Source organism: Stenotrophomonas sp. YJH_SMC_82, from assembly GCF_059368875.1.
The window spans coordinates 226,545-241,606 of record NZ_JCAFSE010000004.1 but is presented as its reverse complement, the minus strand read 5'-3'; the positions used below and the strand labels follow the sequence as shown (position 1 = coordinate 241,606).

General features: G+C 66.8%; 12 protein-coding genes and 1 pseudogene. 9 read left to right on the top strand and 4 right to left on the bottom strand.

Features of this window, described 5'->3' with window-relative positions; translation table 11 throughout:
* The first annotated feature begins 259 nt into the window (after nt 1-259).
* Together AC5P53_RS16440 and AC5P53_RS16435 are read left to right on the top strand one after the other, a co-directional pair.
* Entirely contained in the window at nt 260-1,963 is a 1,704-nt protein-coding gene (locus tag AC5P53_RS16440; protein WP_241887263.1) for a proline--tRNA ligase, read from the top strand.
* 221 nt (nt 1,964-2,184) lie between these two features.
* On the top strand, nt 2,185-2,568 hold the full coding sequence (locus tag AC5P53_RS16435; RefSeq protein WP_495227469.1) for an H-NS histone family protein: 384 nt from the start codon (nt 2,185-2,187) through the stop codon (nt 2,566-2,568).
* Between the two features lie 92 nt (nt 2,569-2,660).
* On the opposite strand, the gene AC5P53_RS16430 is transcribed toward AC5P53_RS16435, so the two are convergent.
* Nucleotides 2,661-3,920, bottom strand: coding sequence for a threonine/serine exporter family protein (locus AC5P53_RS16430; RefSeq protein WP_014645868.1), 1,260 nt, complete (start codon nt 3,918-3,920; stop codon nt 2,661-2,663).
* 92 nt (nt 3,921-4,012) lie between these two features.
* Here AC5P53_RS16430 and AC5P53_RS16425 point away from each other — a divergent pair, with 92 nt between their 5' ends.
* The 4 genes from AC5P53_RS16425 to AC5P53_RS16410 are packed head-to-tail and all read left to right on the top strand — an operon-like array spanning nt 4,013 to nt 7,531.
* Nucleotides 4,013-5,134, top strand: coding sequence for an MlaE family ABC transporter permease (locus tag AC5P53_RS16425; protein WP_014645867.1), 1,122 nt, complete (start codon nt 4,013-4,015; stop codon nt 5,132-5,134).
* A gap of 1 nt (nt 5,135) precedes the next feature.
* Nucleotides 5,136-5,963 carry an ABC transporter ATP-binding protein gene (locus tag AC5P53_RS16420; RefSeq protein ID WP_142235417.1) on the top strand — a complete coding sequence of 276 codons (828 nt, stop codon included), beginning with the start codon at nt 5,136-5,138 and terminating at the stop codon, nt 5,961-5,963.
* Nucleotides 5,964-5,966: 3 nt separating this feature from the next.
* Nucleotides 5,967-6,893: an MlaD family protein gene (locus AC5P53_RS16415; protein ID WP_014645865.1), complete on the top strand. Its 927-nt coding sequence runs from the start codon at nt 5,967-5,969 to the stop codon at nt 6,891-6,893.
* Nucleotides 6,890-7,531 carry an ABC-type transport auxiliary lipoprotein family protein gene (locus AC5P53_RS16410; protein ID WP_014645864.1) on the top strand — a complete coding sequence of 214 codons (642 nt, stop codon included), beginning with the start codon at nt 6,890-6,892 and terminating at the stop codon, nt 7,529-7,531. The genes AC5P53_RS16415 and AC5P53_RS16410 overlap by 4 nt, the downstream gene beginning before the upstream one ends.
* A gap of 75 nt (nt 7,532-7,606) precedes the next feature.
* On the opposite strand, the gene AC5P53_RS16405 is transcribed toward AC5P53_RS16410, so the two are convergent.
* On the bottom strand, nt 7,607-8,194 hold the full coding sequence (locus tag AC5P53_RS16405) for an alpha-ketoglutarate-dependent dioxygenase AlkB (protein ID WP_241887262.1): 588 nt from the start codon (nt 8,192-8,194) through the stop codon (nt 7,607-7,609).
* A 118-nt stretch (nt 8,195-8,312) separates the two neighbouring features.
* Between AC5P53_RS16405 and AC5P53_RS16400 the strand changes: the two are divergent.
* Nucleotides 8,313-9,593, top strand: a pseudogene (locus AC5P53_RS16400) (glycoside hydrolase family 99-like domain-containing protein); the annotation flags it as partial.
* Nucleotides 9,594-10,235: 642 nt separating this feature from the next.
* Here the strand turns inward: AC5P53_RS16400 and AC5P53_RS16395 are convergent.
* The gene (locus AC5P53_RS16395; RefSeq protein WP_053494810.1) at nt 10,236-10,865 is read right to left on the bottom strand and encodes a CoA transferase subunit B; all 630 of its coding nucleotides are present in this window, start codon (nt 10,863-10,865) and stop codon (nt 10,236-10,238) included.
* A 1-nt stretch (nt 10,866) separates the two neighbouring features.
* Nucleotides 10,867-11,598 (bottom strand): CoA transferase subunit A, encoded by a 732-nt coding sequence (locus AC5P53_RS16390; RefSeq protein ID WP_053494809.1) that lies wholly within the window; start codon nt 11,596-11,598, stop codon nt 10,867-10,869.
* Nucleotides 11,599-12,255: 657 nt separating this feature from the next.
* Between AC5P53_RS16390 and AC5P53_RS16385 the strand changes: the two genes are divergently transcribed.
* Both AC5P53_RS16385 and AC5P53_RS16380 read left to right on the top strand, forming a co-directional pair.
* Nucleotides 12,256-13,602, top strand: a complete 1,347-nt coding sequence (locus tag AC5P53_RS16385; RefSeq protein ID WP_053494807.1) for a phosphohexomutase domain-containing protein — start codon at nt 12,256-12,258, stop codon at nt 13,600-13,602.
* Between the two features lie 13 nt (nt 13,603-13,615).
* Complete coding sequence (locus tag AC5P53_RS16380) at nt 13,616-15,019, top strand: mannose-1-phosphate guanylyltransferase/mannose-6-phosphate isomerase (RefSeq protein WP_053494806.1); 1,404 nt, start codon at nt 13,616-13,618, stop codon at nt 15,017-15,019.
* Nucleotides 15,020-15,062 lie beyond the last annotated feature (43 nt).

Here is a 15,062-nt window from a genome sequence, read left to right as displayed (position 1 = left end):
AGCCGGCTCTGGGCTATCTGTGGGTTTGGCGGCAGGGGGGTGAGCGGCATGGATGCCGCGACCAAGCCCCCAGGGATGGGTTCACGGCGTCCCCTGCCGCCGGACCCACCCCGCCATCTCCCAGGAAACCCGTTTTTTCTGTTGCTGTTGCCGGCCAGCGGCCGGCACTACCCGCAGGTGCAGGGCGCAGCCCTGCCGATACCCCTCCCCCCGGCCGGGCTGGCAGAATAGAGGTCTCTGCCGTTATTCGAAGCCGACGATGCGCCTCTCCCAGTTCCACCTGCACACCACCAAGGAAACCCCCAGCGACGCCGAGCTGACCAGCCATCGGCTGATGCTGCGCGCGGGCATGATCCGCAAGCTGGCATCGGGCCTGTATACCTGGTCGCCGCTGGGCCTGCGCGTGCTGCGCAAGGTCGAGCGCATCGTGCGCGAGGAAATGGACCGGGCCGGTGCCGTGGAATTCCAGATCCCGACCATCCAGCCGAAGGAACTGTGGGAGCAGACCGGCCGCTGGCAGAAGTTCGGCCCGCAGCTGCTGAAGATCAAGGACCGCAAGGACCAGGTGTTCTGCTACAGCCCGACCGCCGAAGAAGCCGCCTGCGACTTCGCGCGCAGCGAGCTGTCCAGCTACAAGCAGCTGCCGGTGAACTTCTACCAGGTGCAGACCAAGTTCCGCGACGAGATCCGCCCCCGCTTCGGCGTGATGCGCTCGCGCGAGTTCCTGATGAAGGACGCCTATTCGTTCCACCTGCACGATGAGTGCCTGGTGCGCGAATACGAGAACATGAAGTCGGCCTACAGCCGCATCTTCACCCGCCTCGGCCTGGATTTCCGCATGGTGCAGGCGGACTCCGGTGCCATCGGCGGCGATGCGTCGCAGGAATTCCACGTCATCGCCGATTCCGGCGAGGACGCGCTGGTGTTCTCCACCGGCTCGGACTACGCAGCCAACATGGAAGCGGCGATTGCCGCCGATCCGGCGCCGCGTGCGGCCGCCACCGAAACGATGCGCAAGGTGGATACCCCCACCCAGAAGACCTGCGAGGACGTCGCGGCGCTGCTCGGCATCGACCTGCAGCGCACGGTGAAGTCGGTGGCGCTGATCGCCGGCGAAGGCAAGGCACAGCAGTTCGTGCTGGCGCTGGTGCGTGGCGACCATGAGGTCAACGAGATCAAGCTGGCCAAGGTCGCCGGCCTGGACGAGCAGCGCTTCGCCAGCGAGGCGGAAATCGCCGAGCACCTGGGCAGCGTGCCGGGCTTCCTTGGCCCGGTCGCCCCGGCCAAGGCCATCCGCGTGGTCGCCGATCGCGAAGTGGCGGCGATGGCCGACTTCGTCGTCGGCGCCAACGAAGCCGGTTTCCACCTGGCCGGCGTCAACTGGGGCCGCGACCTGCCGGAACCGGAAGTGGCCGACATCCGCAACGTGCGGGCCGGCGACCGTGCCGTGGACGGCGGTGAACTGAAGATCGCACGTGGCATCGAAGTCGGCCATGTGTTCCAGCTCGGCCGCAAGTACGCCGAAGCGCTGGATGCCACCGTGCTGGACGAGAACGGCAAGGCCGCGGTGATGGCGATGGGGTGCTACGGCATCGGCATTTCGCGCGTGGTGGCTGCCGCGATCGAACAGAACCATGACGATGCCGGCATCATCTGGCCGGACGCGATGGCGCCGTGGCAGGTGGTGGTGTGTGTGATCAACCCGAAGGGCGATGCGGCCGTGGCCGACGCCGCTGCCAACCTGCTGCAGGAGCTGCGCGACGCGGGCCTGGACGCTGCACTCGACGACCGCGGCCTGCGCCCGGGCGCGATGTTCGCCGACATGGAGCTGATCGGTATTCCGCATCGCGTGGTGGTCAGCGAACGCGGCCTGGCCGCTGGCACCTACGAGTACCGCTCGCGCCGCGCCAGCGACGCGGAGAACCTGGACAGGGCCTCCCTGCTGCAGCGTCTGCAGGGCTGATCAGGAAAAGACCGGGGCCTGCCCCGGTCTTTTTTTTTGCCCGCGCCCTTCCCCGATATTGCAGCGGACATAATCCGGTCAAAATCACCGCGACGGCGTCTGCATGCCGCCACGCCATGACCCGCCTGCATTTGTGCTGTGATTAATTCATCTCTATTCTGTCCGCCGACGCCATGGACTGGCTTGTCCCGTCCACACATTAGTTTCCGGAGTAACCGTAAATGAGCATTGACCTGACCGGCCTGTCAGCACGCGAGCTGGGCGCCCTGATCCGTACCGCCAAGAAGCAGCAGACCATCGTCGCCAAGCGCCGGCCGATCACCAAGGTCCGGGCCCAGCTGACCAAGCTGGCCAAGACCGAGGGTTACACCATCAAAGAACTGTTCGGCAGCGCCCCGGCCACGCGTGCCCGCAAGGCCGCCCCGGCCGCCAAGGCCCCGTCGAAGACCGCCGGCCGCAAGCTGGGCAAGGTTGCACCGAAGTACCGCAACCCGGCCAATCCGAAGGAAACCTGGACCGGCCGTGGCAAGCAGCCGCGCTGGATGGCTGAACTGACCGCCAAGGGCAACAAGAAGCCGGAAGATTTCCTGATCAAGAAGGCCTGAGGCCGGGATCAGGTTGGAATGAAAGACGCCGGCGGACGCCGGCGTTTTTCATTCTCCGGTGTGTGGACCGGGGTCCACACCCACCGACATCATCACAGGGTCTTGCGAGCGGGCATCAGCAGGTTGCCGAACAGCAGGCCGGCGACCAGCGCCATCACCACGTTGAGCACGGTGAGGAACACGCTCTGGCCGGCGCCGACATCCTGTTGCTGGACCAGGGTCAGCACGCCGCGCAGGCTGGTGCTGCCGGGCACCATCATGATGATGCCGGGCAGGCGGATGATCGCGCCCGGACGCCCGACCAGGCGACCGAACAGATTGCCGCCCGCGGTCAGCAGCATCGCCGACAGGAAGATGCCGGCCGGCGCGCCCCAGGCATGGCCGCCGAACTTGGAGATCGCATAACCGGCTACCGAGGCGGCGATCACCCACGGGTAATCGCGCCGGTTGGCCTTGAACAGCATCGCGAACGCAAAGGCCGCGGTCAGCAGCGAACCCCACTCCACCCACGGCCCCTGCGGCCGCGTGGCGCGGATCACCGGATCCAGCCCGAGCACGTCGGCCAGGGTCACCGCGATCATCGCGCCGACGCTGAGCTTCATGATGGTGGTCAGCGCGCCGGCAAAGCGCGCGGTGCCCGACACCCAGTGCTGGCTGGCCAGCTCATTGACCGCATTGGTCAGCGACATGCCGGGCAGCAGCACCACCAGCGAGGCGATGATCACCGTATTGAGGTTGAGCGCGCCAATGAAGGACGCCACCAGGGTGGCGACCATGCCGGCCAGCAGCGCCGCCAGCGCCTCGGCCGCTTCGCGGGTGGCCGGGCGGCGGTCGGTGACCATGCCGAGCAGGCCGATCATCAGGCCGATGACACCGGCGGTGGCGATGTCCAGCCACGGCAGCTTCCACATGCCGGCCACGCCGGCCGCGCCGAGGGTGAATGACAGGATGGTGCGCAGCTTGCCGCGCCGGCCCGGATCCTTGTCCAGCTGGCGCAGCGCGGTATGGCCCTGGGCGATGCTCATCCGCCCGTTGGACACTTCTTCGGCGATATGGTCGGCGACGCTGAGCTTGTGCAGGTCGTTCTCACCGGGCGCCAGGCGGATCACGCGGGTGATGTCGCTGGAGCCGATCGCCTGCGCCGGATCGCTGAAGCTGAGGATGATACCGGTGGGATTCGACCACGGTTCACAATCCAGATCGAGCTGGCGGGCCAGTGCCACCACCGCCGTTTCCAGGCGCTGGGCCGTGGTGCCATAGCTGTGCAGGCGTCCGGCGATCTCGGAAACAAAGGCCACGCGCTGTGCGTAGGTGGCCTGGGGCGTGGGGATCGTGTGAGCGTCTGCGGACATGCGCCGTAGTATTACCTACGCTGGGGCCCACCGGAGAAATTCATCCGAGTTCGACGCGAAGCCCGATACAGAACGGTTATGCTGCGACCCGAATGGCCCACGTCACCCCGAACCTCGCCCCCCAGCTCGAACAGGATGCCCATGACCCGGGCCTGATCCACCTGTCCGGCACCTGGACCTTGAAGACCGCGCTGGCCGCGGCCGAGGTCCTGCACGGCGTTCCCGACAAGCTGACCGGCATCGATGCCACCGGCATCGAGCAGCTGGATTCGGCCGGCGTGCTGCAGGTGCTGCGCGTGGCCCACCGTGCCGATCTGCACGAAGACGCACTGCAGTTCCGCGCGGACCACCAGGCGCTGGTGTGCACCATCGAGGAAGTGGCCGACGACCGCCCCAAGCCCAAGCGCGATTTCGGCGTGCTGGCCGCGCTGGAACGGCTGGGTGTCAGCGTCCACGCCACTGGCCACAACATCAAGGCGCTGTGCAGTTTCCTCGGCGAGAACCTGGTCAAGGCGGCCCGGCTGGTCAAGGAACCCCGCCGCTTCCGGCTGACCGCCACCGTGCACCAGATGGAGCAGGTGGGGCTGGATGCGGTACCGCTGGTGGCGCTGCTGTCCTACCTGGTGGGTGCGGTGATCGCATTCCTCGGCTCGACCATCCTGCGCGACTTCGGCGCCGAGATCTACGTGGTCGAGCTGGTCAACATCGCCTTCCTGCGCGAGTTCGCGGTACTGCTGACCGCGATCGTGCTGGCCGGCCGCACCGCCAGTGCGTTCACCGCGCAGATTGGTGCGATGAAGGCACGCGAGGAGATCGATGCAATGCGCACGCTGGGCCTGGACCCGGTCGACCTGCTGGTGCTGCCGCGACTGCTGGCGTTGCTGGTCACCCTGCCCTTGCTGACCTTCATCGCGATGATCGCGGGCCTGGCCGGCGGCATCACCGTCGGCGCGTTCGACCTCGACATCCCGCCGCAGATGTACATCGCGCGCATGCACGAGACGATGGAAGTGCGGCACCTGCTGGTCGGCCTGTCCAAGGCACCCGTGTTCGCGCTGGTGATCGGCCTGATCGGCTGCCTGGAAGGACTGAAGGTCGAGGGCACCGCGCAGTCGGTCGGCGAGCGCACCACCTCCAGCGTGGTGCAGACGATCTCGCTGGTGATCATCATCGACGCCTTCGCGGCGTTGTGGTTCATGCACATGGACTGGTGACATGAGCACATCCGCCCTCCCCGACCCCATCGACATGCGCGACGACCAGGGCCACGAACTGGCCATCCGCGTGCGTGGTCTGGTCAACCGCTTCGGCAGCCAGACCGTGCACGAAGACCTGGACCTGGATGTGCGCCGCGGCGAAATCCTGGGCGTGGTCGGCGGCTCCGGTACCGGCAAATCGGTGCTGATGCGCTCGATCCTGGGCCTGCGCGTGCCCGATGCCGGGCAGATCGAAGTACTCGGCCGCGACGCGCGGGCCGACGACGCCGAGAGCCGCCTGCACATCGAGCGCAACACCGGCGTGTTGTTCCAGGACGGCGCCCTGTTCTCCTCGCTGACCGTGGGCGAGAACGTGCAGGTGCCGCTGAAGGAACACCACCGCGAGCTGCCCGAGCGCTGGCACTACGAACTGGCGCTGCTGAAAGTGAAGCTGGCCGGCCTGCCCGCCGATGCGATCAACAAGCTGCCCTCACAGCTGTCCGGCGGCATGCGCAAGCGCGCCGGCCTGGCCCGGGCACTGGCGCTGGATCCGCCATTGCTGTTCCTGGACGAACCCACCGCCGGCCTCGACCCGATCGGCGCGGCCGCGTTCGACCGCCTGATCAAGACCCTGCAGGAAGCGCTGGGGCTGACCGTGTTCCTGATCACCCACGACCTGGACACGCTGTACGCGATCTGCGACCGGGTCGCGGTGATCGCCGACCGCAGGGTGGTGGCCAACGCACCCTTGCCTGACATCGAGAAACTGGATCATCCGTGGATCCAGGAATACTTCCACGGACCCCGCGCGCGCGCCGCGCGTGGCGAACAGATCGAGAGTGCCTGAGCCATGGAAACCAAAGCCAACTACGTGCTGATCGGCGCGTTCACCCTGATCACCGGCCTGGCCCTGCTGGCCTTTGGCCTGTGGGCCGCCAAATACTCCTCCGACCGTACCTGGCAGGAGTACCGCGTGGTGTTCCGCGAAGCGGTGACCGGCCTGTCGGTGGGCAGCCCGGTGCAGTACAACGGCATCGCGGTGGGCTCGATCACCGAACTGAACCTGGTGCCGGACGACCCGCGCCAGGTAGTCGCGCGCATCCGCCTGAACTCCAACACGCCGGTCAAGACCGATACCCGCGCCAAGCTGGCGATCACCAGCCTGACCGGCCCGTCGATCATCCAGCTCAGCGGCGGCACGCCGCAGTCGCCGGCGCTGACCACGGTCAACAAGGACCCGGCACCGATCATCCCGACCACGCCCTCTGCGCTGCAGAACATCACCGACGTCGCCAACCGCATCGTCGAGCGCATGGACCAGATCCTCAGCGACCGCAACGTGGCCTCGATCAACGCGACGCTGGCCAACCTGGAGACGATCAGCGGCGGCCTGGCCGACCGTGACCAGGGCACGCAGGCGCTGCTGCTCAGCGCGCGCGATGCCGCCCGCAGCCTGGACACCACGCTGAAGACCACCAACGGCACCATCGAGCGCCTGGACAGGAACCTGGTGCAGCAGCTGCCTGGCATCATCGACAAGCTCGACGCGACCCTGGCCAAGCTCGACTCGGCCGCCGGCAACGCCGATTCGATCCTTGGCGAGAACCGCGCCGCGATCAACAGCTTCGCCAACGATGGCCTCGGCCAGCTGGGCCCGACGCTTACCGAACTGCGCGGCCTGATCCGCGACCTGCGCCGGGTCAGCGACCGCCTCGAGAACAACCCCGCGCGCTACCTGCTGGGCCGCGACGCACCGAAGGAGTTCGAACCCAAATGAGCCCGACCACCCTTCCGCGCCTGCTGCTGGCCGCTTCGATGGTCACCCTGCTGGGGGGCTGCTCCATCCTCGGCAGCAGCGAGAAAACCGCGGTGACGCTGTACTCGCCGTCCGTGCAGGTCAAGGCGGACCCGGCGTGGCCGCAGGCCAGCTGGCAGCTGGTACTGGCCAAGCCCAGCGCCGCGCGCATGGTCGACAGCCCGCGCATCAATGTGCGGCCGACACCGTCGCAGCTTGAGATCTACAAGGGCGCCAGCTGGGCGCAGCCGGCCACCGACATGATCGAGGACACCCTGCTGCGTGGCTTCGAGGATTCCGGCCGCATCCGCGGCGTGGCCCGCAGCACCGCCGGCATCCGCGCCGACTACAAGCTGTCCACCGATGTGCGCCGCTTCGAATCGGATTACCAGGGCCAGGCCACGCCCACCGTGGTGATCGAGGTCAACGCCAAGCTGATCCATGTCGCCGACCAGCGTGTGGTCGCTGACCGCACCTTCCGCCAGGCGCAGCCGGTCGGCAGCACCGACGTACCGGCGGTGACCGCCGCGTTCGAGCGTGGCCTGCAGCAGCTGGCGCAGGACGTGGTGGGCTGGACGCTGCAGAGCGGGCAGGCCGACCAGCCGACCGTTGCGCGCTGATCGCAGCATTCGCCGGGCATGTGGTTACGGGGTCAGGTCCCTTTCCGGCCGGAAAGGGATCTGACCCCTTCTTCGTCAACGCGGCGAAATCCAACGGAAGGTCAGGTTGATCCGCTCGCCGTGCACCCGCGCCATTTTCGGCAGCGCGTGCTGGTAGAAGCGCTGGGTCTGTCCGGCCATCAGCAGCAGGTCGCCGTGGCCCAGCACGAATTCAGCCTTGCGTGCCGGGTCCTCGCGGCGTCGCAGCAGGAATCGGCGCGCCGCGCCCAGGCTCAGCGAAGCGATCACCGGGGCCGGACCCAGCTCCGGCTCGTCATCGCTGTGCCAGCCCATGTAGTCACCGCCACCGCGGTAGCGGTTCAGCAGCACGCTGTTGAAGCGGCCGTGGCCTTCGGCTTCCAGGCGCCCGCGCATGGCCTGCAACACCGGCGGCCAGGGGCGCGGCACGAACTCGGCACCGGAATAGCGATAGCGGGCCTGCGGGTCGCCGATCCAGGAGCTCAGCCGCGGCGAGTCCACCCAGTTGCCGAACATGCGGATGCGATGGGTTTCCCAGGGCACTTCGGCCTGCAGCGAATACAGCAGCTGGTCGGCCTCGGCCGCAGCCAGCCATCCCGGCAGGTGCAGGACATCGGCATCGGGCAGGTCGTGGGGGAACAGCATGGTCACACGCTAGCACGCCGCCGTTTGCCGTCATGGCCGCCAGCACCGAAAATGGCGCCATGACCGTTGCCCAGATGCTGATCCCGTCCTACCGCCCGCTGTCGCGAGGCCTCGCCCGATGAGCCTGCGCCAGTCGCTGTTCCCGTTGCTGCGCGCCGTGTTCCGGGCCTTGCCGTTGCCGCAGGCGCAGCGCGACCGGTTGCGCACCCGGCTGTTGGCACGGCATGGCGACTGGGTGCCGCCGCCCCCCAAGGGGCAGCAGGATGAGGGGGGCGCGCGCGCCAGTGCCCAGCTGCGCTGGCGTGCCGATGAACCGGCGATCGGCCACGTGCCATGGCGTGAGGGAGCATTGCCGTCACCCATGCCGGCGACGCTGGTCGCTTTCTACCTGCCGCAGTTCCATACCTTCCCGGAGAACGACGCCTGGTGGGGCAAGGGCTTTACCGAGTGGCGCAACGTCACCCGCGCCCTGCCGCAGTTCGAGGGTCACATCCAACCCCGCCTGCCGGCCGACCTCGGCTTTTATGACCTGCGCAACCCGCAGGTGATGCGTGACCAGGCACGCTTGGCTGCGGAGTACGGCATCGGCGCATTCTGCTTCTACTACTATTGGTTCAGCGGCCGCACCCTGATGGAGGACCCGCTGCGTCAATGGCTGGCCGATGACAGCATCGACCTGCCGTTCTGCCTGTGCTGGGCCAACGAGAACTGGGCACGACGCTGGGACGGCCGCGACGACGACATCCTGATCGGCCAGCAGCACAGCGCAGAGGACGATCTGGCCTTCATCGCACATGTCGCGCCCTACCTGCGCGACCGCCGTGCATTGAAGGTCGAGGGTCGGCCGATGCTGCTGGTCTATCGCCCGAACCTGCTGCCCGACGCCCGGGCGACTGCCGAGCGCTGGCGCCGCTGGTGCCGCGACAACGGCGCGGGCGAGATCCACCTGGCCTACGTCCAAGGCTTCGAGCGACCGGATCCGCGCGATATCGGCTTCGATGCCGCCGTCGAATTCCCGCCGAACATGAGTAACCCGCGCTCGTTGTCGGCACAGCAGTGGCTGCTCAATCCTGCCTTCAATGGCGATGTACGCGACTGGCGCGAACTGGCTGCAGAAATCGCAGCGCGGCCGCTTCCGGATTATCCGCTCTATCCCGGCGTGAACCCGGGCTGGGACAACGAGGCGCGTCGTTCCGGCCGCGGACGCGTGTACCTGCACGCCTCACCCCGTGGCTACCGCGACTGGTTGCGCACCACGATCCATGAACGCCTGGCCCTGGCGCCTGCGCGCCAACGCATGGTCTTCATCAATGCCTGGAACGAATGGGCCGAAGGCGCGGTGCTGGAACCGGATGCCCGGCTTGGGCATGCCTGGCTTGACGCGACGCGCCAAGCGCTGTCCCCGGCTTCGCCCGCCGGCCCCCTGCGGGCCTGCCTGCTGATTCTCATTGATGATCCCGGGCTGATCGCTACAGCTTGCGAGGCCGCCAGCGGCCTGGGCGTGAGCTACCGTGTTTTCATTCCAATGGCGCAGCGCCCTCATGACGCTGCGGTCGATATCATCGGCCATGCGGGCAATGCCTTGTCCAGCATCGTGCAGGTCCTGGAGGCTTTTGGTCCGGATCCATCGTTGCTGGCCTGCTGGCTGGACCTCCGCGGAAGCAGCGAGACAAGACCTCAGCTACCAGGAACGGCCGATCTCGACGCTGTGCTTCAACAGTTCGATGAGCAACCTGCGCTGGGCATGTTCGCGGCATCCACTCCGGAGGCCATCGCCGTTTCACGCCGTCATCTCCGCTGGGCGGCGCGGCTGGGGATGGCCGACGCCCCTACGCCGCAGACAGCAGGCACGATGTGGCTGCGGGCGTCGGCGTTGCGGTCACTGCTGGATGCGCACTGCTATCCCAGTGAGCTGGACAACGACAATGCACTTGATCCGGTCATGCAGTTGCTGCCGGACCTTGTTGCCAACGCCGGCTACGTCGTCGGAGGCGCACAACGCCAACCCTGAGGCTGGCGCTGCGCGGCAACATCATTGTCCTCAACGCCGGAACGCGACGCCGGTCTTTTCCTTCAGCTCTTCATCGCTGACACCCGGCGCGGCCTCCACCAGCAACAGGCCCTTTTCAGTCACGTCGAACACCGCCAGATCGGTGATGATGCGGTCGACCACGCCCACGCCGGTCAACGGCAGCGTGCATTCGGCCAGGATCTTGTGCTCGCCGTTCTTGGCAGTGTGCTCCATCAGCACCACAACGCGCTGCACGCCGGCGACCAGGTCCATTGCCCCGCCCATGCCCTTGACCATCTTGCCGGGCACCATCCAGTTGGCCAGGTCACCCTTGTCGGTGACCTGCATGGCGCCAAGGATGGCCAGGTTCACATGGCCACCGCGGATCATCGCGAAGCTGTCGTGGCTGCCGAAGTAGCTGGCACCGGCACGCGCCGTAACCGTCTGCTTGCCGGCATTGATCAGGTCCGCGTCGACTTCAGCGTCGGTCGGGAACGGGCCGATGCCGAGGAGGCCGTTCTCCGACTGCAGCCACACATCCACGCCTTCGGGAATGTGATTGGCAACCAGCGTCGGCAGGCCGATGCCCAGGTTCACGTAGGCGCCATCGATCAGCTCCTGGGCGGCGCGTGCCGCCATCTCGTCACGGGTCCACGCCATGTCAGTTGCCCTCCGCGCGGATGGTGCGCTGTTCGATTCGCTTCTCAGGATGCGCGTTGTGCACGATGCGGTGCACATAGATGCCTGGCAGGTGCACCTGGTCCGGGTCGATGGCACCGACCGGCACCACCTCCTCCACTTCCACGATGCAGACCTTGCCGGCCATCGCACAGGCCGGGTTGAAGTTGCGTGCGGTCTTGCGGAACACCAGGTTGCCGGCCTCGTCGGCCTTCCAGGCCTTGACCAGTGCCACATCGGCGCGCAGCGCCGTCTCCATCACGTAGTGCTTACCGTCGAACTCGCGGGTTTCCTTGCCCTCGGCAACCACCGTGCCATAGCCGGTGGCAGTGAAGAATGCCGGAATACCCGCACCACCGGCACGCAGGCGCTCGGCCAGTGTGCCCTGCGGGTTGAACTCCAGCTCCAGCTCACCAGCCAGAAACTGCCGTTCGAACTCCTTGTTCTCGCCCACGTAGGACGAAATCATTTTCTTGATCTGCCGGGTTTCCAGCAGCTGGCCCAGTCCGAAGCCATCGACACCGGCATTGTTGGAGATCACGGTCAGGCCCTTGACGCCACTGTCGCGCAGCGCAGCGATCAGCGCCTCGGGAATGCCACACAGGCCAAAGCCGCCCACGGCCAGGGTCTGTCCATCGGCGACCACCCCCTGCAGGGCCTCCGTCGCACTGGCGAAGCGCTTGCCGCGCTTTCCGCCGGAAGTCGATTGCTGCATTGCTCTACTGCCCTGCACGTTGAGGATGACCGCATTCTAGCCGGAGGCAACGAAAGAGCTGGATGCGCCGCAGCATTGCCGAGGCATCGCCAAGGGCTGCGTTGCATGGGGGTTTCTCCTGCCGGTGGTGGGCGCGGCGCTCGGCTCGCCCGCACTGATGGCCCGGACCTGCAACGAAGAGGGCCTGCTTCGCGGGACGGACGCGTGGCCGCTGGAAAAGGGTGAACGCTGCCTGTCAGATGTCGCGGCACGCAGCCATGCGGCGACAGGCGCGTCGCCAGGGTGAAATGCTCGGCCAGAAATTCCTGGCGGGGGGAAGCAACCGCGCCACAAGCCTGCGTCATCCCTGCAGCTGTCCGCGTCCGGCCATCGCCCGCCGGTCCTGCTCCGCCACGTCAAGTACGCCAGCAACGGCGTGATCGCGTTTGGCTGCCAGTGGCAGGAACTCCTGGGGCTGCTGCTGGCTCCCGGCCACTTGACGCAGGCTGGCCTGGCCGTGATCGCCCAGCCAGCGGCCGTTTACCCGCTTGCCAAGCGGTACGGGCGCCCCCGCGTACCCGATACCCTCAGCCAATCACCGGGAGTTGCGGAATGGAAACGATTCCCATACAGGACAAAGGCTACAATCAGTGGCTAAGCTCACATTGGATCTGACCGATGCCCCTGCCCGCCTTCAAGGCCTATGACATCCGCGGCCGCGTGCCGGAAGAACTGAACGAAGACCTGGCACGCCGGATCGGCACGGCCCTGAATGCACAGCTCGCTCCGGGCCCGGTGGTGCTGGGCCACGACGTCCGCCTGACCAGCCCCGCGCTGCAGGACGCGCTGGCGGCCGGCCTGCGCGGTGCCGGCCGCGAAGTCATCGACATCGGCCTGTGTGGCACCGAGGAGGTCTATTTCCAGACCGATCACCTGGGGGCTGCCGGCGGGGTGATGGTCACTGCCAGCCACAATCCAATGGATTACAACGGCATGAAGCTGGTCAAGGAGAACGCCCGGCCGATCAGCTCCGATACCGGCCTGTTCGCGATCTCCGATGCGGTCGCCGCCGATTCATCCGCGGCACAGCCGCCTTGCGCCGGCCAGATCGCCCAGCATGACAAGAGCGCCTACATCCAGCACCTGCTGAGCTACGTTGACACCAGCAAGCTCAAGCCACTGCAGATCGTTGTCAACGCCGGCAACGGCGGCGCCGGTGCCATCGTCGACCTGCTGGCACCGCACCTGCCGTTCGAGTTCATCCGCATCTGCCACGAACCGGACGGCAGCTTCCCCAACGGCATTCCCAATCCACTGTTGCCGGAAAACCGCGCCGCCACCGCCGACGCCGTGCGCGAACATGGCGCGGACTTCGGCATTGCGTGGGATGGCGATTTCGACCGCTGTTTCTTCTTCGACCACAACGGCCGCTTCATCGAGGGCTACTACCTGGTCGGCCTGCTGGCCAAGGCAATCCTCGCCCACCATCCGGGTGGCAAGGTCGTGCATGACCCCCGCCTGGTCTGGAACACCGTGGAGATGGTCGAACAGGCCGGTGGCGTGCCAGTGCTGTGCAAGAGTGGCCACGCCTTCATCAAGGAAAAGATGCGCGCGGAGGATGCCGTGTACGGCGGCGAGATGAGCGCCCACCACTACTTCCGCGAGTTCGCGTATGCCGACTCGGGCATGATTCCGTGGCTGCTGATCGCCCAGCTGGTCTCCGAAAGCGGCCGCTCGCTGGCCGACTGGGTTGAAGACCGCATGGCCGCCTACCCTTGCAGCGGTGAGATCAACTTCAAGGTTGCCGATGCCAAGGCTGCGGTCACACGCGTGATGGAACACTTCGCCGCGCAGTCGCCCGCGCTGGACTACACCGATGGCGTCAGCGCCGATTTCGGCGACTGGCGCTTCAACCTGCGCAGCTCCAACACTGAACCGCTGCTGCGCCTGAATGTGGAATCGCGGGGAGACGCTGCATTGATGCAGGCGCGTACCGACGAGATTTCCTCCCTGCTGCAGAAATAATCAAAGGAAGGCCATGAGCACTATCCAGCCTGTCATCCTGTCCGGTGGCTCCGGTACCCGTCTGTGGCCGCTTTCGCGCGAAGCCTATCCCAAGCAGTTCCTTCCGCTGGCCAGCGAACAGACGATGCTGCAGGCCACCTGGCAGCGGGTGGCGCCGATTGCCGCGCGCGGCCCGTTGGTGATTGCCAACGAGGAACACCGCTTTGTTGCCGCCGAGCAGCTGCAGCAGGTTGGCGCCGAGCCAGCCGCGATCATCCTTGAGCCGGTCGGCCGCAACACGGCACCGGCGATCGCGGTGGCCGCGCTGGAAGCCACCCGCGACGGCGGCGACGCGCTGCTGCTGGTGCTGCCCTCCGATCATGTGATCAACAACGAGACTGCATTCCGCAGCGCCGTCCAGGCTGCCGCCGCTGCCGCCGAAGCCGGAAAGCTGGTGACCTTCGGCATCGTGCCGACCGGCCCGGAAACCGGCTACGGCTATATCAAGGCCGCCGATGGCCAGGGCCTGCGCGCGGTCGAGCGCTTCGTCGAGAAGCCCGACCTGGGTACCGCCACCCGCTACGTCAGCAGCGGCCAGTACTACTGGAACAGCGGCATGTTCCTGTTCAAGGCCTCGCGCTACCTGCAGGAGCTGGAACGCTTCCAGCCCGCCATGCTCGCCGGCAGCCGCCAGGCCTGGCAGCAGGCGCGTCGCGATGCCGATTTCACCCGCCTGGACAAGGAGGCCTTCACTGCCGTTCCGTCCGATTCGATCGACTATGCGGTGATGGAGAAGACCGCCGATGCCGTGGTGATTCCACTGGATGCCGGCTGGAACGATGTCGGCTCGTGGACCGCGCTGCGCGATGTCTCGCAGCAGGACGGCGATGGCAACGCCCACCAGGGCGACGTGATCGCCATCGACTGCCGCAACACCTATGCCTACGCACAGCGCCTGGTGGCGCTGGTGGGGCTGGATGACGTGGTGGTGGTGGAAACCGACGACGCGGTGCTGGTCGGCAAGGCGGACCGCATGCAGGAGGTCAAGACCGTAGTGGCGCAGCTGAAGGCCGAAGGCCGCAGCGAGGCCACCTGGCACCGCAAGGTCTATCGCCCGTGGGGTGCCTACGATTCGATCGACAACGGCGAGCGCTTCCAGGTCAAGCGGATCACGGTCAAGCCCGGCGGCACGCTGAGCCTGCAGATGCATCACCATCGCGCCGAACACTGGATCGTGGTCAGCGGCACCGCTGAAGTGACCCGTGGTGACGAGGTGATCCTGCTCAGCGAGAACCAGAGCACCTATATTCCGCTGGGCGTGACCCACCGCCTGCGCAACCCGGGCAAGCTGCCGCTGGAACTGATCGAAGTGCAGTCCGGCAGCTACCTGGGCGAGGATGACATCGTGCGGTTCGAGGATACCTACGGGCGCAGCTGAGGTTTGCCCGGGGTCGGATCCCGTTGCTGCGCAACGGGCTCTG

Excerpts from the sequence above, each read along its gene's own strand:
- AC5P53_RS16425 (WP_014645867.1), top strand. The coding sequence starts at position 4,013 with ATGGCCCACGTCACCCCGAACCTCGCCCCCCAGCTCGAACAGGATGCC.
- AC5P53_RS16390 (WP_053494809.1), bottom strand. The coding sequence starts at position 11,598 with ATGCAGCAATCGACTTCCGGCGGAAAGCGCGGCAAGCGCTTCGCCAGT.
- AC5P53_RS16385 (WP_053494807.1), top strand. The coding sequence starts at position 12,256 with ATGCCCCTGCCCGCCTTCAAGGCCTATGACATCCGCGGCCGCGTGCCG.
- AC5P53_RS16410 (WP_014645864.1), top strand. The coding sequence starts at position 6,890 with ATGAGCCCGACCACCCTTCCGCGCCTGCTGCTGGCCGCTTCGATGGTC.
- AC5P53_RS16435 (WP_495227469.1), top strand. The coding sequence starts at position 2,185 with ATGAGCATTGACCTGACCGGCCTGTCAGCACGCGAGCTGGGCGCCCTG.
- AC5P53_RS16420 (WP_142235417.1), top strand. The coding sequence starts at position 5,136 with ATGAGCACATCCGCCCTCCCCGACCCCATCGACATGCGCGACGACCAG.
- AC5P53_RS16430 (WP_014645868.1), bottom strand. The coding sequence starts at position 3,920 with ATGTCCGCAGACGCTCACACGATCCCCACGCCCCAGGCCACCTACGCA.
- AC5P53_RS16405 (WP_241887262.1), bottom strand. The coding sequence starts at position 8,194 with ATGCTGTTCCCCCACGACCTGCCCGATGCCGATGTCCTGCACCTGCCG.
- AC5P53_RS16415 (WP_014645865.1), top strand. The coding sequence starts at position 5,967 with ATGGAAACCAAAGCCAACTACGTGCTGATCGGCGCGTTCACCCTGATC.
- AC5P53_RS16395 (WP_053494810.1), bottom strand. The coding sequence starts at position 10,865 with ATGGCGTGGACCCGTGACGAGATGGCGGCACGCGCCGCCCAGGAGCTG.
- AC5P53_RS16380 (WP_053494806.1), top strand. The coding sequence starts at position 13,616 with ATGAGCACTATCCAGCCTGTCATCCTGTCCGGTGGCTCCGGTACCCGT.
- AC5P53_RS16440 (WP_241887263.1), top strand. The coding sequence starts at position 260 with ATGCGCCTCTCCCAGTTCCACCTGCACACCACCAAGGAAACCCCCAGC.